Annotated in this window: 16 protein-coding genes; 8 read left to right on the top strand and 8 right to left on the bottom strand. The window is 53.9% G+C overall.

The genetic code is table 11. From position 1 onward, the window contains the following. Window positions 1-686 precede the first annotated feature (686 nt). Entirely contained in the window at window positions 687-4,799 is a 4,113-nt protein-coding gene (locus PGY33_RS08185) for an S-layer homology domain-containing protein (protein ID WP_270478155.1), read from the top strand. Window positions 4,800-4,834: 35 nt separating this feature from the next. Here the strand turns inward: PGY33_RS08185 and PGY33_RS08190 are convergent, their stop codons facing one another. From PGY33_RS08190 to PGY33_RS08210, 5 genes are all read right to left on the bottom strand, one after another. Beyond that, window positions 4,835-5,284, bottom strand: a complete 450-nt coding sequence (locus PGY33_RS08190) for a low molecular weight protein-tyrosine-phosphatase (protein WP_270478157.1) — start codon at window positions 5,282-5,284, stop codon at window positions 4,835-4,837. 477 nt (window positions 5,285-5,761) lie between these two features. Further along, complete coding sequence (locus tag PGY33_RS08195; protein ID WP_118479700.1) at window positions 5,762-7,120, bottom strand: MATE family efflux transporter; 1,359 nt, start codon at window positions 7,118-7,120, stop codon at window positions 5,762-5,764. A gap of 119 nt (window positions 7,121-7,239) precedes the next feature. Further along, complete coding sequence (locus PGY33_RS08200) at window positions 7,240-8,730, bottom strand: Na+/H+ antiporter NhaC family protein (protein ID WP_442861219.1); 1,491 nt, start codon at window positions 8,728-8,730, stop codon at window positions 7,240-7,242. A gap of 140 nt (window positions 8,731-8,870) precedes the next feature. Beyond that, entirely contained in the window at window positions 8,871-10,256 is a 1,386-nt protein-coding gene (locus tag PGY33_RS08205) for an alanine/glycine:cation symporter family protein (RefSeq protein ID WP_118479949.1), read from the bottom strand. Between the two features lie 143 nt (window positions 10,257-10,399). After that, window positions 10,400-11,599 (bottom strand): nucleotide sugar dehydrogenase, encoded by a 1,200-nt coding sequence (locus PGY33_RS08210; RefSeq protein WP_119189580.1) that lies wholly within the window; start codon window positions 11,597-11,599, stop codon window positions 10,400-10,402. A gap of 175 nt (window positions 11,600-11,774) precedes the next feature. On the opposite strand from PGY33_RS08210, the gene epsC reads away from it, so the two are divergent. From epsC to PGY33_RS08225, 3 genes are read left to right on the top strand one after another with little or no spacing between them, the layout of a single operon-like run. Then, complete coding sequence (gene epsC / locus PGY33_RS08215; RefSeq protein WP_256372241.1) at window positions 11,775-12,473, top strand: serine O-acetyltransferase EpsC; 699 nt, start codon at window positions 11,775-11,777, stop codon at window positions 12,471-12,473. 52 nt (window positions 12,474-12,525) lie between these two features. Then, window positions 12,526-12,885 (top strand): sulfite exporter TauE/SafE family protein, encoded by a 360-nt coding sequence (locus PGY33_RS08220; protein ID WP_118360541.1) that lies wholly within the window; start codon window positions 12,526-12,528, stop codon window positions 12,883-12,885. Continuing rightward, a complete protein-coding gene (locus PGY33_RS08225) occupies window positions 12,882-13,241 on the top strand; it encodes a sulfite exporter TauE/SafE family protein (RefSeq protein WP_118753694.1) in 360 nt (119 codons plus the stop codon). The genes PGY33_RS08220 and PGY33_RS08225 overlap by 4 nt, the downstream gene beginning before the upstream one ends. Window positions 13,242-13,493: 252 nt before the next feature. Here PGY33_RS08225 and rnhA read toward each other — a convergent pair whose 3' ends face one another. Both rnhA and PGY33_RS08235 read right to left on the bottom strand, forming a co-directional pair. After that, window positions 13,494-13,931 (bottom strand): ribonuclease HI, encoded by a 438-nt coding sequence (gene rnhA / locus PGY33_RS08230; protein WP_110435770.1) that lies wholly within the window; start codon window positions 13,929-13,931, stop codon window positions 13,494-13,496. Window positions 13,932-14,183: 252 nt separating this feature from the next. Beyond that, window positions 14,184-15,584, bottom strand: a complete 1,401-nt coding sequence (locus tag PGY33_RS08235) for a sodium-dependent transporter (protein ID WP_118753695.1) — start codon at window positions 15,582-15,584, stop codon at window positions 14,184-14,186. Between the two features lie 269 nt (window positions 15,585-15,853). On the opposite strand from PGY33_RS08235, the gene proC reads away from it, so the two are divergent. From proC to PGY33_RS08255, 4 genes are all read left to right on the top strand, one after another. After that, entirely contained in the window at window positions 15,854-16,660 is an 807-nt protein-coding gene (proC, locus tag PGY33_RS08240; RefSeq protein WP_118646654.1) for a pyrroline-5-carboxylate reductase, read from the top strand. A gap of 139 nt (window positions 16,661-16,799) precedes the next feature. After that, complete coding sequence (locus PGY33_RS08245; RefSeq protein ID WP_117750626.1) at window positions 16,800-17,117, top strand: hypothetical protein; 318 nt, start codon at window positions 16,800-16,802, stop codon at window positions 17,115-17,117. A 77-nt stretch (window positions 17,118-17,194) separates the two neighbouring features. Continuing rightward, entirely contained in the window at window positions 17,195-18,067 is an 873-nt protein-coding gene (locus PGY33_RS08250; protein ID WP_270385078.1) for a radical SAM protein, read from the top strand. Window positions 18,068-18,285: 218 nt separating this feature from the next. Next, window positions 18,286-18,885 (top strand): zinc dependent phospholipase C family protein, encoded by a 600-nt coding sequence (locus PGY33_RS08255; protein ID WP_270478164.1) that lies wholly within the window; start codon window positions 18,286-18,288, stop codon window positions 18,883-18,885. Between the two features lie 81 nt (window positions 18,886-18,966). On the opposite strand, the gene gyrA is transcribed toward PGY33_RS08255, so the two are convergent. Further along, the gene (gene gyrA / locus PGY33_RS08260; RefSeq protein WP_270478166.1) at window positions 18,967-21,549 is read right to left on the bottom strand and encodes a DNA gyrase subunit A; all 2,583 of its coding nucleotides are present in this window, start codon (window positions 21,547-21,549) and stop codon (window positions 18,967-18,969) included. Between the last annotated feature and the right edge of the window lie 27 nt (window positions 21,550-21,576).

A 21,576-nucleotide genomic window follows, 5' to 3' on the forward strand; every position in this document is an offset into this window, starting at 1 on the left:
GCACATCGTTGTTTAATTTACAAGGTACAATCTGCTGTTTTTTAAGAGTTTTCACAACTTTTTCGTTGTTCTCAACCGCTCATCAACAGCTTATTTAGTATACCGCAGTATACGCCTAATGTCAACACTTTTCTTCAACTTTTTCAAAAAAATATTTTGCAGGAAATTTGTACACTCTATATATACCTATATAATATATTCCTCCTGTCTAAACGTCCTGAAATAAAACACCACCTGCCGCTGTACACCGACAATCGCGGAAATAATACAGCGCACCAGCTTCCCTATGATATTTCAATATTCAGTTGTAATCTTTATCGCATATTACTAACTTCTATACCGTATTTTTATCATTTCCACAGAAATTATGTGCTGCTTTGTGCCTTTTCCGCTGTAAACAATATGTATCGCACATACAAAAAATTTTTCCTTTATCAAAAATCACATCCAGAGTTAGTTTCTCCTAACTCATTGCAGGATTTTGTGTACTTTTTATGTTGTTTATATGATACGGCCGTTCTTTCCTGTAAATATCAGGATTTGACACCACAAAATCTTTATGATATTTTATTACCTACTTATGAGTTAGTGTATGATAACTCATTGTGATCACGCTCCTTTCCTATGGAAAGGAAAATTTTTACCGGCATGGTTAGCCCAGTCTAACAACAAGGAGGAAAATATACTTGAACAAAAAACGTACCCTTGCGATGCTTTTGGCAGGAGCTATGCTCCTGCCAGCGAATGCATTCGCTGCCTCGCCTGAAGATTTTACCGATTTCCCAACCGACTGGTCCGCAGCCGGCCTGCGCAGCGCTGTACAGAACGGCCTGCTGAACGGCTCAAACGGCCAGATTAACAGCTCCGGCCTGCTGATCCGTGCCCAGATGGCTGCTATCGTCAACCGTGCCTTTGCCGCTCGCAAAACAGCTGACCTGTCGGTTTACAGCGATGCAAACACTTCCGCATGGTATTATAATGATCTCGAACTGGCCGTTGCCATGCGCACATTTCAGGGTGCAAACGGCAAACTGAATCCCGAAGCGCCGATCACCCGTGAAGAGGCTTTTGTTGTCCTCGCGCGTGCATTTGCACTTGAAAGCGGCGATACGTCCGTTCTGAACAATTACACCGATGGTGCTTCTGTCTCTGCATGGGCACGGAACAGTGTAGCTGCATTGATTGAAAACGGCTATGTCAACGGTGCAAATGGTAAGCTGAACCCGAAAAACAGCATCACCCGTGCAGAATTCGCCAAGGTCATCAGTGAGATGGCCAGCACCTACGCCGATGCAGACGATTCTCTGTCTGCCACGGTGGACGACAGCGTTATTGTGCGTGAAAACGGCGTTTCCCTGTCCGGCAAGACCATCAACGGCGACCTTATCATTGCAGACGGCGTCAGCAGAATCGACCTGACGGGTGTTACTGTCACCGGCCGCATTGTACTGCGCGGCGGCGAAAGCGGTGTAACCTTTAAGGACACCAAGGCCGGCAAGGGCATTATCGCCAATACCGACATTGCGGTTTCCGGCTCGGTTGACAGCATCACAGTCGCACAGGGTGCTGCCATTACCGTAAACAGCGGCGCGTCTGTCGGTTCCATCAACGTCAACGCAGAAGGCGCAAAGATTACCGGTGCAGGCAAGGTTGGAACCGTAAAGGCGAACGCCGATAACGTAACCGTTACCACCACCGGCACCAAGGTGACTGCCGCAAACGGCGTTTCCGGCGTCAAGGCAGGCAATAAATCGGTTGCCGCAGGCAAAACCGAGACGGTCGGCGCGGCAGCTTCCGGCGGTGGTTCGTCCTCCGGCGGCGGCTCCTCTTCCGGTGGTGGTTCCTCTTCCGGCGGCAGTTCGTCCTCTGGTGGTTCGGTTGCACAGCAGAGTCTGGTCGTACCCGAGCAGACCAAGCTCATCGACATGAACACCGTTCAGCTCGGCGCACTGGGTCAGTTTGTTGTTGTCCGCTTTGAGGACGGCAACACGCTGGATAACTGCACGCTGACCGTTGACGGCACCGAAATCAACGCCGGCTGCTCCAAGGTTTCCACCGACGGCAGCATTGTCAAGTGGCAGTCCACCGTACTCGACCCGAGCACGCTGACCGTTACCAATAAGACCACCGGCAAGACCCAGACCGTCAGCCTCGGCGGCAAGAACACGGTAAAGCCGACCGTTTCCGGTGTACCAGTCGATTACTACTTCCTTGCAAACGGTCCAGTTTACGTCTGGGATTATCACCAGACCAACAAGGACGCCGCCGGTAAGGTACGCTATAATCCGACCCACACAACCATTGACCTGAAAACTGCCTCCAATTCGGTACGTTTCTACTCTCCGGACGCCGTTCTAAGCGAATCCGACGATAATCTCTATCAAGTTTCCGGCGAAGTACAGCTTATGTTCAACTATGCCAACGGCACCGACGCGGAAAAGGCGTTTGTGGACGGCATTACGAGCGTTGTACTCGTGCAGGACGATGAAAGTAACAGCGTGCTCAATAGCAATTTGAAGTGGAGCCTCAACAAGGCGCTGCCGCACGGTGTTGACGGCGCTACCGTTGCGTGCATCACGGTCCCACTCGGTCAGTCGAACTTCTTCTCGAACGGTCGCTACAAGCTGCGCGTGGTATCGAACGGCAATGCCGAGCTGTTCCCGATCCATGTGGTAAACGAGAAAACGCCGTCTCTGGTGCTGAGCGATACCGGCGCATACAGCGGCGTGAACACGCATTTTACGGTGAAGGATATGCTGTACGGCATCACCCAGCCGATTTACCGCGTAGAACTGCAGTATGCGGGCGATTCCGAGGTACAGGTGCTCAATAAGTTTGACGACTGGTATCTCATCGGCGATACCTTCGTGCTGTATAACGATACTACCAACCATCTGACGCACAGCGGAAAGTATACGCTGACCATCTACGCGAACGGCTTCAAGTCGTTCTCCCAGACCTTCTATGCCTACGGTGCAGATAAGCAGTCGGTTTCTCCGGCGGCGCGTGCCGCAGCGGCAGGCGTAGACGCGCTTTCCGCAGCGACCAGCGGCGGCGGCGGTGCCTCCTCGGATTCCGGTTCTGAAGGCGGCAGCAACACCATGAACGCAAATCTGGTATTCAGCGCCGACCTGCTGACCAACGCGAAGATCGTGGAAAAGCTGGGTCTGGACAACGCCAATGCAGCCGCTATCTCCGAGCGCTGGGACAATATGCTCCATGACGCGGTTTATTATGAAGGCGCAGATAAGGTTTACACCAGCGCAGGCTTCTTCGCTGCCGCAAATACCGCGCGCACCGAGGACAAGCTGCTCACCTTTGCGGAGTATGTCACCTCTGAGAACGCAGAAACCACACGCAACCGTCCGTATGCGGTAAAGAAGGTGCTGGAGGATAATCTGCTTGGCGAAACGACTTCGTTCAGCGAGGCGTCCTCTTCCGCAGCTCCTGACCTGACTCTGGTCAAGGAAGTGACCAAGGACGGTCAGACAAGCTACCAGTCCATCAGCGAAGTAAATGAGGGTAAGGACGCAGTTCTGCTCGTTTCCGGCAGCAAGGCAACGGCATATCTGGAAAAAATGAAAGAGAATGCCAACAGCCAGCTTTACCTCAACACCACCTCGGCGCTGAGCAAGGATGCATACTCCATCGACACCGAGAAGAACACCATCACCATTCCGGCTGAAAAGCTCAAGCTGGGCGATAACGCGCTGACGCTGCAGGTCGATACCTTCCAGAAGGTGCGCCTGACACTGACCGTTGCAAAGCAGCTAGAGAAAAACCTTTCTCTGTCGGTTGCCGAGACTACCGAATCGGGCAAGCCGGTCGTCGTATTCACGGTAGATGGCTCGAACGGTGATTTCCTCAAGAATCTGGCATCTGTTAAGCTGGATGACAAAACGGACATCGGTACTTACGGATATTACGGTTACGGTTCCGAAACGGCTTATTATGTAATCGGCAAGGATAACAAAACCATCTCTCTGTATAACGTACCGTCCGGTGAGCATACGGTTGCTATTTCGGCAAAGTACTATGGTGAGCCGCTGACGGCAAAGTTTACGGTTAATGCAAAACCGGCGGAAGCTGCAAAATCCGCACCGACGGTTTCCAGCGCTAAAAAGAAAACCGATACCGGTTTTACGGGAACGTATTCCTACTATCGTCTCAGCTTCACCGGTCTGAATGCATCTGACCTCACAACATATCTGGCTAAAGTAAATCAGGTCAAGGTGAACGATACTGTTTTGACCCGCGGCTATTCCAGCAGCAGCCTTGCGGACAACAACTTCCGTCCGGCTGCAACCGATACCACTTATAGTACGTCTGCATACGATGTTCTCGATCTGCCCGTTAGCCTGTTTGCCAATGCCGGTGACTATAAAATCAAACTCACCGCAGATGGCTATACTGATGTAGAGTATACGCTGACGGTTGGTGATTCGAGTAGTTCCGGCGGCTCTGCGGTAACAGCACCGACCGAACTGCCGACGATTGAAAAAACTCAAGATTCTTCTGGCAATCAATATTACCTTCTGACATTTTCCGACGCCGCAGAGTGGCTGAGACAGCTTGACACCATTACGGTTGATGGTTCGGAATATAAAGTTGGCGGAGACCGCTTATCTACAAAAACATATCGCATTGATGCCGACAACCAGACTATTGCAATGTGTTTTCCCAGTGAACTTTGGTCCACAACTTATAATGTAGTATTTGTTGGCACAAATACCACTTCTAATTTGACTCTGAAAATCACCATTCCGGGATTTACCGGAGAACCTTCGGTGTCTAAGTAAGAAAAAAAGGAAACCCACCCGGGTTTCCTTTTTTCTTACCTATATTCCCTCAGCAGCGCCTGACACCCTTCCAGTAAATCCTCCCATACAACATCAAAATCGCCGGTATACCACGGGTCAGCGACCTCTTCGCCCTGTCGGTCGGTAAAATCCAGCAGCAAATGCAGCTTGCCGTCCGGATCGCCGCCGCAAATGCGCTGCATGGTGCGCAGATTCGACCGGTCCATGCCAATCAGCAAATCAAACCTATCATAATCTGCGCGCGTCATCTGCCGCGCCGCATGCTGCCCGCACGGGATTCCCTGCTCAAGCAGCTTGCGCCGCGCCGGCGGATACACCGGATTGCCGATCTCCTCACGGCTGACAGCCGCCGATTCAATCTCCCAGTCATCCGCGACGTCTTCTCGCTTTACCAGTTCCTTCATGATATATTCTGCCATCGGACTGCGGCATATGTTGCCGTGGCAAACAAAAAGTATCCTCACCCAAACGCCTCCTGCTGTTTTTCTCCATCATACCATACAGAGCCGCAATCGTCACGCAATTTCAAAACCCACCATCCCTGTGAACGGCATGTGCGCCTCGTTTTTTCCGTGCAAAACAGTACCCCGCCGAACGGAATTATACTCGCTTTCCATCCGGCGGGGTATCTCAATTATGAGGAGTTGTTCTTCATATTGCGGAAGCTGCGACCTTGCAATTCATCAGCCGGTATCGAAGAAACCGTTACTCGACGGTGCTGTCCGCTTCTTCCGTGTTATCTGCTGTGCTTATACCATAGCAGATTTTCGATCAGCCGGAACGTCTTTTTCACGAAATGCAGTTTTGTGGGAACGAAATGCAGAAAGGCCCTGCCCTAAAGCGAGAAATTGTCAGCCGTGTCGTTATGCAGATTCTCAATAAACAGGCATGAAAAAAGGTTTCCCGATAGGAAACCCTTTCATTTACAATTTTACGGCCGGTTAGAATGTAGGCAGATTCTTTTTCCATGCGCCGGACTTATAGAAGAACACCGACAGACCCGAGCCGAGGAACCAACCAATCGGCCAGCTGAGCCAGATACCGTGCTCGTTGCCGACCACATAGAACAGTGCAATGGACAGCACCACGCGGATAATCAGGTCGGAGAACGTCGTTACCATGAACGGACGCATTGCGCCGGCGCCGCGCAGGACGCTGTCGCATACGAACTTGGTGCATACGACCAGATAAAACGGCACAACCGTGAACAGGTAGCCTCGTGCGACATCAATAACACCGGAGGCACTGCCCGCCGGAACGAACAGGCTGATGATCTTGTTCGCAAACGGCAGATAGATCGCCATAAACACCACGGACAGGCCGAGCGAATACACCGCACCCCATTTGAGACCCGGACCGATGCGGTCCATCTTGCGGGCGCCGATATTCTGCGCAACGTAGCTCGACAGACCCGAAGCGAACGACATACAGCAGGTCAGCGCAAACTGGTTGACGCGGTTTGCCGCCGAGAATCCCGCGATGACGGTCGCACCGCACAGGTTGATGTAATACTGGATGACAACATTGCCGACCGATACGAAGCTCTGCTGTGCGATAGACGGCACGGCGTAGTTGGTCAGGCGGCGCAGCATTTCGGGCGCGAACAGAACGAAATGGTTGCCCGTATCAAATGAGCGTACACGGCGCAGCAGCAGCACAAACGCCAGAACACCGGACGCGCCCTGCGCGATAAACGTCGCCCATGCAACGCCTGCAACGCCCCAGTGCAAACCGGCAACAAATACCATATCCAGAATGACATTGCCGACCGAGGACAGCACAAGCAGGATCAGCGGCGTTCGGCTGTCGCCCATGGCATTGAAGATACCCGTACACACGTTATAGATAAACAGGAACAGCAGACCGAACACATACACGCGCAGATACAGTGAGCCGTCCGCAAAGATATTCTCCGGCGTGGACAGCGCATTCATAATGCCCGTCGTGCCGACAGCGCCGATCAGCGTCAGCAGCAGTGCTACCGCCGTGGTGGTGAGCAGTGCGGTCGAGATGGCGGTCTTCATGCGCAGATAACGCTTTGCGCCGAACAGCTGCGAGACGAGCACGCCGGTACCGATGTTGATACCGGTTGCGACCGCAACGAACAGCTGTGTGATCGGATAGCTGGCGCCGACGGCGGCCAGCGCCAACTCACCGGCTTCTACAGTTTCGGCAAAACGGCCTACGATGATGGAGTCAGCCATCTGGTACAACTGCTGGAACGCGACGCTGAGCAGCAGCGGAATCGAGAACCAGAACAGCTTCTGTGACGTTTTTCCGACGGTAAGGTCAGTGGTCAAACGGGATACCTTCTTTCGGGAGTCTGCTTATCCGGTTTTGACCGGATAAAATGGGGTTTATTGCAATTTTATGCTCTCCCCGAAGGGAGAGCATAATTTTACGACTTTAATTGACGTTGTTACGCCTTTTTCTTCTGACGTGCGGTAATAACCGCAATAGTGAGCACCAACAGTACCGCACCTACGCCAAGCGCCAGAATGCCGTTTCCGGTCACACCGCCGACAAGGAAGCCTACAAAGCTCATCGCCGCGATCATCAGCGCGTATGGCATCTGCGTGGAAACGTGATCAATGTGGTTGCACTGTGCACCCGCGGATGCGAGGATGGTCGTATCCGAAATCGGCGAGATGTGGTCGCCGCAGACCGCACCGGACAGGCAGGCTGCCACGGTCATGACCAGCATGGTGGACGGTGCATCGCCAAATACCGCAATAGCAATCGGAATCAGGATGCTAAACGTGCCCCAGGAGGTACCGGTCGCAAAGGCCAGACCAAGCGCGATGAGGAAGAATACCGCCGGCATGAACATACCGATGGTGGATTCCGCATTCACCACAGAGGATACGAAGCCGCCGATGTTGAGGTACTCGTCGCGGCACACACCGGACAGCGTCCACGCGAGCGTCAGGATGAGGATGGCCGGAACCATTGCCTTGAAGCCCTCGGTAAACGCCTCGCAGAACTGACCGAAGGACAGCACCTTGCGCGGAATGTACAGCACAAAGGTGAACAGCAGCGTAAAGAACGAGCCGAGCACCAGTGCGGTGGAAGAATCGCAGTTTGCGAACGCCTCAACAACGTTTGCGCCGTCCAGAATGCCGCCGGTGTACAGCATGCCTGCAATGCAGAGCACGATCAGTACGCTGATCGGCAGGATCAGGTCGTAAACCTTGCCCGAGCCGGCTACAACGTGGGTCTCCTCAATCAGAGAGAGATCGTCATCCTTGTGTGCAAGCTCGTACTTTTTCATCACACCGAAGTCGAAGTCCGCCGCCATCAGCCAGATGAGGAATGCGAGCGTCAGCAGCGCGTACAGGTTCATCGGGATGGTCTTGAGGAACAGCGAGAAGCCGTCCATCGTGCTCGATTCCGGCAGAGACGAGCCGACTGCAGCCGCCCACGAGGAAATCGGAGCGATAATGCAGACCGGAGCGGCGGTAGCATCAATGATGTACGCCAGCTTTGCCCGGGAAATGCTGTACTTGTCCGTAACCGGACGCATGACCGTGCCGACGGTGAGGCAGTTGAAATAATCGTCCACGAAAATGAACATTCCGAGGAACGAGGTCGCAAACGACGCGCCGCGCCGGCTGCGGATGGTCTTGACCGCCCACTCACCGTATGCGCGTGACGCGCCCGATTTTGTGATCAGCGAAACCAGAATACCAAGCAATACAAGGAAGATACAAATATTGATATTATCTCCCAATTTACTGCCCATGATGGTGAAAGTCGTCTCGACGGCTTTCAGCGGATGGAAGCCCGTATAGAGCAGCGCACCCGAAAGAATACCGATCATCAGTGAGGAGTAAACCTCCTTCGTAATCAGCGCAAGCGCGATTGCAATGATCGGCGGCAGCAATGTCCAGACAGTTGCCGTAATGTCCATTCCTTATTTCCCCCTTATACGCAGACATATCGTGTCCGCAATTCCATTCTATTTTATATGGATTTAACCGGATTTACAAGTGCTAATCCGGTTTTTTCCGTCCGAAAGGATATTTTTGTGCAACTTGCAATGGTTTAACGTCATAAATTGCGTTTATAGCGACACCATTCCGCAATCACCTGCCGCCGAAGCGCCAGCACGCCCGCCAGATTAGGCAGCGCCATCAAGCCGTTGAACGTGTCGCTGAGCGCCCACACCGGCTCCAGCCGCATCATGCAACCCGCTACCGCCGCCAGAAGAAAGGCCGCCTTGTAGACCGGAATTACCCGCTCCCCCATCAAATAGGCCGCTGCACGCTGTCCGTAATATGACCAGCCGAGCAGGGTCGAGAATGCAAACAGCGCGAGCGACACCGCAACGAATCCCCTGCCGAACCGTCCGAATACGGTGGAGAACGCCTCTGCGGTAAGCTGTGCACCGGTTGTCAGCTGAGAAAGCAAAGGCGTTCCGGACGCAAGCGCGTAGCGGCTTACGTCATATACCCCGCTCGTGAGAATGACGAACGCGGTGACGCTGCACATCACAATCGTGTCGAAGAACACCTCAAACACCGCCCACATCCCCTGTTCACACGGCTCTTTTGCGTCTGCGGCAGCATGCACCATGACGGATGAGCCCAACCCGGCTTCATTTGAAAATACGCCGCGCGACACGCCCGCGCGGATGGCCTGCGTCATGCCGTAGCCGAGTGCGCCGCCTGTGCCCGCCCGCGTATCGAATGCCATCGAGCAAATCTGCGCGAACGCCTGCGGCAGCGCCGCCCGATGCACCCACAGCACAACGACCGCACCGCCCATGTAGAACAGCGCCATGAACGGTACGAGCGTTTCCGTCACGCGGGACAGCCGTTTGAGGCCGCCGAGCAGCACCGCGCCAAGCAAAACCGCGGTCACCGTGCCGACGATCCCGCTCGATATGCCGAACGAACTGTAAAGTCCCTGCGCGATTGAGTTGCACTGACTCATATTGCCGATACCGAACGATGCCAGCACGCAGAACAGCGCAAAGGCTCCCGCCAATAGCGGACTGCGCAGACCGTTTTTCAGGTACAGCATGGCTCCTCCGCGCCAGCTGCCGTCGCATCCCTTTTCACGGTAGAGCATGCCGAGCGTGTTCTCTGCGAACGCGGTCATCATGCCGACAAATGCGCTTACCCACAGCCAAAATACCGCGCCCGGACCGCCGAGCGTCAGCGCGGTTGCCACACCGGCGATGTTGCCCGTGCCGACCGTCGCGGCAAGCGCAGTGCACATGGCCGCAAACGGAGAAACGCCGCCGCTTGTCCGTCTTGCAGCACCGGTAAAGCAGGAAAACAGTGTTTTCCGCAGCCAGAGCGCGCAGTACCGCACCTGAAAAACTCCGGTCACCGCCGTGAAGTACAATCCGGTGCCGAGCAGCAAAATCAGCATGGGCGCGCCCCATATCAGGCCGCGCAGCCGCTCATTTACCTGTAAGATATTGTCCATCGGCATCCCACCTCTCCCCTGTTCCGCATTATATGAACCGGATTTCAGCGGCAGAACGCCCATAATCACTCATTTCTAACGACTAATTCCTACTTCAAACAACAGAAAGCCGCCCAACCGGGCGGCTTTTTTTATTTGCAAACTTATTCCATCAGACCAACGCAGTCGAAGTACGGCTTCTCTGCGATTTTGTCCTTATTCTCCTTGAACAGTGTGTGACCGAGTGTGATGACCAGATAATCTGCCTTGAGAACCTCCTCGAACGATACGTTCGGGATGTTCTGCACCTCAGTGTCCTTGGCGAACGGCTCGCACGCGATAACCTTTACGCCCTTTTCCTGCAGGATGTGGCACAGCTCGATAGACGGCGACTCACGCAGATCGTCAACGTCCGGCTTGTAGGACAAGCCAAGCACGCCGACCGTGTCGGTTACCTTCTTCATCTTTGCTACAACCTTGTCAGCGACGAAGTGCGGCTTGTTCTCGTTGCGCTCGCGTGCCGCAAGGATAACCTTAGCCTCCGCCGGGAACTGCTCGTAGATAAACCACGGGTCAACTGCGATGCAGTGGCCGCCAACGCCGACACCCGGGGTCAGGATGTTAACGCGCGGATGGCAGTTTGCCAGCTTGATCAGCTCAAAAACGTCAATGCCCATCTTGTCGCAGATGACGGACAGCTCGTTTGCGTAAGCGATGTTGACATCGCGGAAGGTGTTCTCGGTCAGCTTGCACATTTCGGCGGTCAGGTCGTCGGTCTTGTGAACGACACCCTTCTCAAGCACCTTCTCGTAGATGGATGCCGCCATTTCAGCAGCCTCCGGCGTGCGGGCGCCGACGATGCGGTCATTGTTCTTCAGCTCGTACATCATGTTGCCCGGAATAACGCGCTCCGGACAATGTGCAACATGAATCTCATTCATCGGGATGCCGGATTCCTCGCTCAGTACGCGTGCGAGCATCTCGGAGGTGTGCGGCGGCACGGTGGACTCCAGAATGACCAGATTGGACGGCTCGAGCACCTTGCCTGCCATACGGCCTGCAGACTCTACAAAGCGCAGATCGGCCTTGTGGCTGCCGTTCTCGTCCTTGAAGAACGGCGTCGGCACCGAAATATAAAATACATCGGACTTGCCAAGCTCTTCGGAAAAATGCAGATGACCGTGTGCAACAGCCTTTTCAAATGCTTCCTGCAGACCCGGCTCTACAATATGGATATGACCGCCCTGCAGGGTTTCGATGGTCTTTTTGTTTACGTCAAAGCCGCAGACCTCAAAACCAGCCTCAGCCAGCGTGATCGCCGTCGGCAGGCCGATATAACCCAGTCCCATGACAGTAATTTTCATAATTTTCGTACCTCGTTCAGCATAATCTTCTTACATTATACCACTTTTTTCACGGAATTCAACGTAGTGTTTGAATTTTCACCGAAAAGAGTCTATAATAATACTATCGTTCGTTTATGCAAGTATCATAAACGGCTGTCGGAACCTTTTATCTTCCGATTACATATACTGCTTTATACCCCTAAAGTTTGGAAGGGATACTATGATTTTTAAGGGATTGCTTGAGGATGCACGCTCGATCCGGGACCGCGACCCGGCAGCACGCACCACACTGGAAGTTGTTTTGCTCTATCAGGGCTTTCACGCCCTCTTTTACCACCGTCAGGCGCACTGGCTGTACAAACACAAGCATTTCTTTCTTGCGCGTGCACTGTCGCAGTTTGCACGGCATATGACCGGTATTGAAATCCACCCGGGCGCCAAGATCGGCAAACGCCTGTTTATTGACCACGGCATGGGCATCGTTATCGGTGAAACCGCCGAGATTGGTGATGACTGCACGATTTACCACGGTGTAACGCTTGGCGGTACCGGTCACGACACCGGCAAGCGTCATCCGACCATTGGCAACAACGTGCTCATTTCGACTGGCGCGAAGGTTCTCGGACCGTTCAAGGTGGGTGACAACAGCCGTATCGGCGCGAATGCTGTCGTACTGCAGGAGGTTCCGCCAGATTCCACGGTTGTCGGCATCAAAGCGCGCGTCGTCAAGATTGCCGGTCAGCGTGTCGGTCCGTCTCCGGCATATGCACTCGACCAGGTCAACCTGCCGGACCCGCTTGCACAGGAGCTGTGCCGTCTGCAGAACCGTGTTTACGCCAACGAGCAGAAGCTCAAAAAGGAAGAGGAACGCGAGCGCGAAGCCGACAAATAATACACATAAAAGCAAGCCCTTCGGTGCAAACTGTCACCGGAGGGTTTCTTTTATGAAAATTTCAGTAAAATATGCAGTCACCGGTGCACTTTCCGGTGCAGCAAACGGATTTTTCGGGGCGGGCGGCGGGTTATTTCTCGTACCTCTGCTGATTTCCTGGTGCGGCATGGAGCAGAAGCGCGCATTTGCGACCTCAGTCGCGGTAATTTTCCCGCTGTGCGCGGTCTCAGCGGTGATTTACTGGCTAAAGGGCGGTCTGCCGATTGGGCAGGCGGTGCCGTATCTGCTCGGCGGCGCGGCAGGCGGCGTGCTGGCCGGAAAGCTATTCGGCAGGGTAAAGGCGGACTGGCTGCGCCGTGCATTCGGCGTGCTGATTCTCTATGGCGGCATCCGTGCCGTCCTGCTGCTGTGAGCGCGGTACTTGCGGTCGCAATCGGTCTGCTGACCGGTATTTTAAGCGGCTTCGGCATTGGCGGCGGCTCACTTTTGCTGCTGTATCTGACACTTTTTGAAGGGACAGGGCAGTATCAGGCGGGCGGCATCAACCTGCTGTATTTTCTCTCGTGTGCGCCTGCAGCGCTGATTTCACACTGCAAAAACGGACTCATCGAAAGGGACGCGGTCAAATGCTGCGTACCGGCAGGCGTGGTGACCTCGGTCCTTGCGGCGCTGCTTGCCGCAAGAGTGGACACCGATCTGCTGCGGCGTGCTTTCGGTGTAGTTTTACTCTATATCGGCGTAAAAGAGACCTTTTTACGCAAAAAATAACACCTTCCTCACCAAATGTGAAGAAGGTGTTCAGTTTGTCTAAAGAGTGGATATTCCTGTCGCTCCATCCAATTCGCGCTGTAGCGCGCGTAAAATAGAATTTGCTTCGCAAATTCGTAAAAACCGGGAGCATGTATCTCGGTTTTTACACTTCTGGAGGGAGAAAGTTTCTGTATAGGAACTTTCGGACGACTTTGGAACGGCCCACGGTCCGTTCCTGCTTGTCGGCGAAACTGTAGTTTCGCGACAGCCTTACTTATACTTCTGATACTCGCCGACGGCAAGCTCGTCACAGCGGTTGTTATATGGATTATCCGCGTGACCCTTGACCCAATGGAACCGCACCTCGTGTTTATCCAGCAAATCGAGCAGACGACCCCAGAGTTCCGGATTTTTTGCGGGTTTCTTATCGCTTTTAACCCAGCCGCGCGCACGCCAGCCCTTGGCCCAGCCCTTGGTAATGCCGTCAACAACATATTTGCTGTCCGAATACAGATCGACCGAGCACGGCTCCTTGAGGGTCTCGAGGGCGGTAATTACACCGAGCAGCTCCATGCGGTTGTTCGTGGTGGACGGCTCGGAGCCGGAAAGCTCCTTTTCCGCCTTGCCGTACTGCAGGATTGCACCCCAGCCGCCGGGACCCGGATTGCCCGAGCACGCGCCATCCGTGTAAATGGTTACAGTTTTCATTGGTTTTCTCCTGTGAGAGTGTTAGGCAATACCGCATAATTGAACAAGAGCGATTTGCGATCAAATTTTGCGTACTGATGAGGCGCGAATTTGCAGCAATACTTGCCGTATTGCAAGAAATCTCGGCAGCGCGGACGGAACTCGCGCAAGGAACCGAAGCCAAAATCAGGGCGCAAAATTTCCGCAAAGCGCCGCAGCAGCGCGACCGGAGCCTACGCAAGGAGCCGCGGCTTTAATTGCGCGGTGTTGCCTTTAGATAGTGAAAAGGTGGAATACCTTGGTTGCCAACTCCGAAGCGAGGATCGCTGCCAGCATCACCGGAGCCACCCAGCGCACCATAACGCGGTGCAGCTTTTCGCGGTGGAACGAACCGGCGCCTTCCTTTACCTCGTTTGCGATGACCTTGGTGCCGACTACATGACCAATCAGGATGCAGGTGAGCAGCGCCACGATCGGCATGAGCACGGAGTTGGAAATAAAGTCAAAGAAGTCGAGGAACTGCATGCCAATAACGGTAATCGTTGCCCACGGACCATAGCCAAGACAGGACAGCATGCCAATGAGCAGGCAGCTTGCCGTAATAACGATGGTAGCCGTCTTGCGCTTCATGTGTGCCTTGTCCATCAGCACGGAAACCAGTGTTTCCATCAGCGAAATGGAAGAGGTCAGCGCCGCAAACAGCACGAGCAGGAAGAATACTGCGCCGATAATGGTGCCGAACTTCATGGAGTCGAATACCATCGGCAGAGTGATGAACATCAGACCCGGACCGCTGTTTACCTGAGACGGATCGCCGCCGTTAAACGCGATAACCGCCGGAATGATCATCAGACCGGCCACAAACGCGAACAGCGTGTCGAAAATCTCAATTTGGGTGACAGAGTGCTCAAGCAGATTTTCCTTCTGCATATAGGAGCCGTAGGTGATCATAATACCCATTGCCAGCGACATCGAGTAGAACATCTGTCCCATCGCACCAAGCACGGTAGATACCGAAAACTGCGAGAAATCGGGCAGAATATAATATTTAAGGCCCTGCAGCGCACCCGGAATAGTCAGCGAGTAGATTGCGATAACGACCGCCAGAATGGCGAGAATCGGCATCATGATACGGCTCGCCTTCTCGATACCCTTCTCAACACCGAAGATAACGACAATTGTGGTCGCCAGCACGAACAGGATGAACCACGGGGTCGGTCCATTTAAGCTGAAAATCGTCGAGGACAGCGAACCCGCATCGTAGCCAATGAAACTGCTGAAAAATCCGCCGTTGTCGGCCGCCTCCAGCGCGTTGCCGCTGATAAAGGTGAACAGGTATTTCATAACCCATCCGCCGATAACACAGTAATACGGCGTGATGATGAACGGCACGAACGCCGCCAGCCAGCCGAGGAATCCGAACCGCTTATCAAGCGCCTTGTACGCACCGATACAAGACAGACGGGTCTTTCGTCCGATGGCAATCTCGGTAATCATCAGCGAAAAGCCGAACGTCAGCGCGAGAATGAGATACACCAGCAGGAAAATACCGCCGCCGTACCGTGCCGCCAGATAGGGGAATCGCCAAAGGTTGCCCAGACCTACCGCCGAGCCTGCCGCCGCCAGCACGAAACCAATTCGGCTGGAGAAGCTGCTTCTCTTTTTTTGTTCCATGTTTTGTGTTTTACTCCCTTACATACAATATCTTTTAGCCTGTTCGAAATGACAGCCATAATGAAATAAAAGTATTTTTATTGTACCATATCCGAAAGTTTTTCACAAGCTGTTTGCATGAAAAGTCCATTGTGCTATAATATCTTTTATCAGATATGATTGTTTTATCTGCCATAATTTGAAAGAAACGGCAGCATTCCTTCCACAGAGCAGGCTGCTCTCTATCTTTAAGCATATATGAAAATAAACCATAAACGAGGTGTATTGACATGAAAAAATACAAATTCGGTGTTCTCGGTGCCGGCAACATGGGTACCGCCATCGCGGAAGGCGCAGTGCGCGCAGGCCGTCTCACGCCTGAGCAGGTTCTGATGTTCAACCGCAGCGAGGAAAAACGCGCCGCTCATGCAGCCAAGGGCTACGCCGTCACAGGTGACTATACCGAGGTCTACGCAGAAAGCGAGATCGTGCTGCTGGCCGTTAAGCCGCAGAATTTCGACGAAATCCTGCCGAATCTGGCGAAATATGAAGGGGAGAAGCCGCTTGTCGTATCCATTGCCGCAGGCGTGACCTTCGCCAAGCTGGAGGGTGCGCTCGGCGCGGACACCGCGATGATCCGCGTGATGCCGAACACGCCGCTTATGCTCGGCGAGGGCGCAACCCAGCTGGTTAAGAATGCGGCCGCAACCGACAAGCAGCTGTCCGAACTCTGCGAACTGTTCAACACCATGGGCGTTACTGTCACGTTTGAGCAGGAGAACATGCTCAACGAGGTCATTCCGTATGCCGGTTCGGCTCCGGCGTACCTGTATGCCTACGCGGACGCGTTCGTGCAGAGTGCGAAGCAGCATGGTATCAACGAGGACGACGCGCTGACGCTCATCTGTCAGACCATGATCGGCTCGGCCAAAATGCTGCTGCGCCGTGATAAGACGCCGGCAGAGCTGATCCGCGCGGTGTGCTCGCCCGGCGGCACCACCATTGAGGGCATGAAGGTGCTTGAGGACCGCGATCTGTACGGAATCGTGTCGGAAGCCTGCGATAAATGCATTAAGCGCGCCTATGAGCTCGGCTAAATGTGCCGTTAGCATTGACTTTGCCCCGTCCGTATGGTAAAGTATAGGCAAAGCACTTAATCGGCATTTACGCTGTATTTTGTTTAATTGATTTTTATTATTACAATAGTTCCGCATCATTTGAGAGGGAGTGGATACCGTGAAAAATTCTACCAAGGTGAAAGCAGGTCTGCTGCTGACCAGCCTTGCCTGTGCAGCCGGTGCTACCGCAGCGCTTGTCATGCTTCAGAAAAAGCGTGAAGAGGAAGTTTACCACGAGGCTGAACTGAAGGCCATGGATGAGCTGGAGGAAATGATGCGTGCCGAGTCCGACTGTGCCTCCTGCGCATGCGCAGAGGAGTGTGCGGATACTTCGGTATATCAGGACGCATTTGACGATGCGCCCAAGGCAGCTGAACCGGCGGCTGAGGAGCCGCAGGCTGAGGCCGAGGAAGAGCCGGAAGCCGAAGAGGACTAACCCAATGTTACCAGCAAACGGACGGAATACTCCGTCCGTTTTGTTTATCTAAATAGCTAAAATAAGGAGTTTTACCCATGATCGAATACGAAGGCAGAGTTTTTCGTCCGCCCTCTGAGGCATACAGCCTGATTGTGCAGGTCACCATCGGCTGCAGCCACAACAAGTGCACCTTCTGCGATATGTACAAGGAAAAGCGTTTCCGCGTACGCAAGCTGGAGGAGGTCAAGGCAGATTTTGACGAGGCACGCCGCATGTACCGCCGTGTCGGCCGTATTTTTCTGGCAGACGGCGATGCGCTGATGTGCCGTCCCGAGCACATGGCAGAAATCCTGCGCTACATCAAGAAGGTATTTCCGGAGTGTGAGCGCGTTACCAGCTATGGCTCCCCGGCGTCCATTCTGTGCAAAAAGCAGGAAGATTTGAACATGCTGCACGATTTAGGTCTGGAGATGATCTATCTGGGTCTGGAATCCGGCTCGGATGAGGTACTGCGCCGCATCAACAAGGGCGAAACCGCCGATGAGATCGTTCGTGCAGGCTTGATGGTCAAGGAAGCCGGCATGAAGCTGTCCGTTACCTGCATTGCGGGTCTCGGCTCACTGGAGCTGAGCGAGGAGCACGCCATCAAGACCGCAGAAGCACTCTCCCGCATGAAGCCGGAGTACATTGGCCTGCTGACCCTGCTGTTTGAGCTGCCGACACCGCTCATGCGCGACTGGCAGGAGGGCCGTTTCTACCTGATGAACCCGATTGAAATCGCGCACGAAACCCTCATCCTGCTCGAGCATATCGACTCCGAGGGCAGTGTTTTCCGTGCAAATCACGCGTCTAACTACGTTAATCTGGCGGGCACGCTCAATCAGGACAGGGAAGCCATGTGTGCACGTCTGCGCAAGGCACTTGAGGGCAAAATCAAATTCAAGAGCGAGCAATACCGGGCAAGATAACCAATTTAATGCAACTTAAATTGTGATAATCCGCAAAATTGTTAACATTCTGTGTTGTTTGCGTTACAATTTTCAAAAAAGCGAGACAATGTGCAAAAAGTGTGCTATACTAGCTTTAATCGTGAAAAGCGGAGAGGATGCTTTTCGGGTGTTAAGAAGTTGTTAATTTAATATTTACTGTTAGTATTAACATATGTTCCGTCTTGGAGGACTGATAAATGGATTCCGTATCCCACATTCGCGTTGCAAATCTGCTGATGGATTACGTTGAGCAGACCTGCGGCGTGACCTTTGATCAGAGCGGTTTTATTTACGGCAATCTGAAACCGGATCTGACCGGTACTTACCTCACCAAACGCCATAACCCGTCCATTATGATGGATGAGGTGATGGAAAAAATCCGCGCTTTTACGCACAAGTATACCATCGGGCGTACCAACGGACGCGAGCTGTCGGTCGATCTCGGCGAAATCTGCCACTACATGACCGACTTTTTCACCTACCCGCACAACGACGATATCTACGAGCACAATCTGCTCGCACATTATGTTTATGAAAAGCGCGTTGCACTGGTAATTCGTCGCCGTATGACCGAAGATAAGTTTGAGAAATGGGCAAGTCCTATTATTCCGCCCACGACCGTGGACACACTCGTGAACCGCATTTCAACGATGCACGAGGCTTACCGCACTTCGACTAAGCCGCATGGCATCAACGACGATCTGCAGCATATCTGCATCGCTACCGCTACCGTGGTGCTGTCTATCATCAGCATCGTTTACGAGCAGGTCGAGGATACTGCAGTCGCTACCGCGTAACTCAAAAAACCGCCTTTACAGGCGGTTTTTCTGTTTTTCAGGCACAAAAAGACGAGTCCAAACGGACTCGTCTTTTGCTGTTTATTCTTCTGCTGCTTCGGTGGACTCTGCATTTTCAGCGGATTCAGAGGTTTCTTCCTCGGCTTCTGCCGGGTCTTCCTCCTCCTTGTCCGTGCGGGCAATCGAGATAACCTTCACGTCCTCACCGGTGCGCATTACGATAACGCCCTGCGAGCCGCGGCCGCATTCTCGGATCTCCTCAACGCCGGTACGAATGATAACGCCGTCATCGGTGATGATCATAACATCGTTTTCGCTGTCTACAACAGCGATGCCTGCCACCAGACCGGTCTTTTCGGTCAGGTTATGCAGCATCATGCCGCCGCCGCCGCGATGATGCACGGTGAACTCCTCGACCGGGGTGCGCTTGCCGTAGCCGTTCTCGGTAATGGAGAGCACATATGCGTCCTTGCGGGCACGCGCCGCGCCGATAACGTAATCGCCCTCAGCCAGCTTGATGCCGCGCACGCCGGTAGCCACACGGCCCATTGCACGAACCTCGTTCTCGTCAAAGCAGATGGCCTTGCCCTCGTGGGTGGCGATCAGGATGTTCTGCTCGCCGTCGGTCAGACGAACGTCAACCAGTGCGTCGTCCTCGTTGAGGTTGAGCGCACGCAGACCCGCGCGGCGGATGTTCTGCAGGTCGCTCAGCACGATACGCTTTGCAATACCCTGACGGGTGACGAAGAACAGGAACTTATCGTCCGCAAACTCCTGAATCGGGAACATTGCGGTGATCTTTTCGCCGTTTTCAAGCTCCAGCAGGTTGACAATGTTCATGCCCTTTGCCGAGCGGCCGGTTTCCGGGATCTGATAGCCCTTCAGCTTGTAAACCTTGCCGCGATCCGAGAAGAACAGGATGGTGTCATGCGTGGACGCGGTGAAGATATCCTTTGCGAAGTCCTCCTCACGGGTGCTCATCGCAGAAACACCGCGGCCGCCGCGGCGCTGTGCGCGGTAAACCGAGGTCGGCTGGCGCTTGATATAGCCGAAGTGGGTGAGGGTATAGGCGCAGTCCTGCTGCTCGATGAGATCCTCAATGTCAATCTCATCTGCTACATTTTCGATGCGGGTATGTCGCTCATCGCCGTACTTCTGCTTGATTTCCTGCAGCTCCTGCTTGACAACAGCAAGAATATTCGCATCGCACGACAGAATTTCCTCAAAACCTGCAATACGGCTCTCGAGGTCCTTATACTCGTCGTTGATCTTCTCCTGCTCCAGACCGGACAGGCGGCCCAGACGCATATCTACGATGGCCTGCGCCTGCGGCTCGTCGAGGTGGAACTCGAAGTGCTCCGAACCGTCCACGATGCCGAGCAGCGCGATCTGGTCGATCCAGAACGGCTCCGCCATCAGGTTTTCCTTGGCTTCAGCTTCGTTCTTAGAGGCGCGGATGATGGCAATAATACGGTCGATATTGTCGGTTGCGACCTTGAGGCCCTCCAGAATGTGTGCACGATCGCGCGCTTTCTTGAGGTCAAAGCGTGTGCGGCGCTCGACAACGTCCTTCTGGAAGCCGATATACTGGTCGAGGATCTGGCGCAGCGTCAGCACACGCGGCTGCAGCTTGCCGCCCGCACCCGGCACGAGTGCGATGTGGATCATCGAAATGGTATCCTCGAGCTGCGAATAGGTGAACAGCTGGTTGAGGATGACCTGCGCGTTGGCATCGCGGCGAACATCCACGACAATCTGCATACCCTCGCGAGAGGAATGGTCCTGAATGTTCGTGATGCCGTCGATGCGCTTGTCTTTGACCAGATTTGCCATGGACTCGACCAGACGCGCCTTGTTTACCATGTACGGGATCTCGGTAATAACGATCTGGCTCTTGCCGTTCGGCAGATCTACAATCTCGGTCTTTGCGCGAACCTTGATCTTGCCGCGGCCGGTTGCATAAGCCGCACGGATGCCGCTGCGGCCCATGATCACGCCGCCGGTCGGGAAGTCCGGTCCCTTGATGAACTGGCAGATTTCGTCCATCTCCGCCTCGGGATGGTCGATGACATAGCAGGTGCCGTCGATGACCTCGGAAAGATTATGCGGCGGGATGTTGGTCGCCATGCCGACCGCGATACCGGACGAGCCGTTCACCAGCAGGTTAGGGAAGCGGGAAGGCAGTACGACCGGCTCCTGGCGCTCCTCATCGAAGTTCGGCTGGAAATCGACCGTGTTTTTCTTGATATCCGCTAGCATGTAGTTTGCCAGCTTGGCCATGCGGGCCTCGGTGTAACGGTAAGCTGCCGGAGGGTCGCCGTCCACGGAACCGAAGTTGCCGTGACCGTCGATCAGCGGATAGTGCAGCGAGAACGGCTGCGCCATACGCACCATCGCGTCGTAAACCGATGCGTCACCGTGCGGATGGTAGCGGCCGAGCACATTACCGACGGTCGTTGCCGACTTGCGGTAGGGCTTGTCCGAGGTCAGGCCGTCCTCGTACATGGCGTACAGGATGCGGCGGTGTACCGGCTTGAGGCCGTCGCGCACATCCGGCAGCGCGCGGCCGACAATAACACTCATTGCATAGTCGATATAGCTTTTCTTCATCTCGCGTTCGAGATCGACCTGCATGATTTTCTGCTGTTCGTATTCTTGACTCATTCTTTGCCTCCAGAATTGTTGGCTTAT

The sequence above is a fragment of the Butyricicoccus sp. AF18-9LB genome, from assembly GCF_027684505.1.
GTDB classification, from domain to species: Bacteria; Bacillota; Clostridia; order Oscillospirales; family Butyricicoccaceae; genus Agathobaculum; species Agathobaculum butyriciproducens.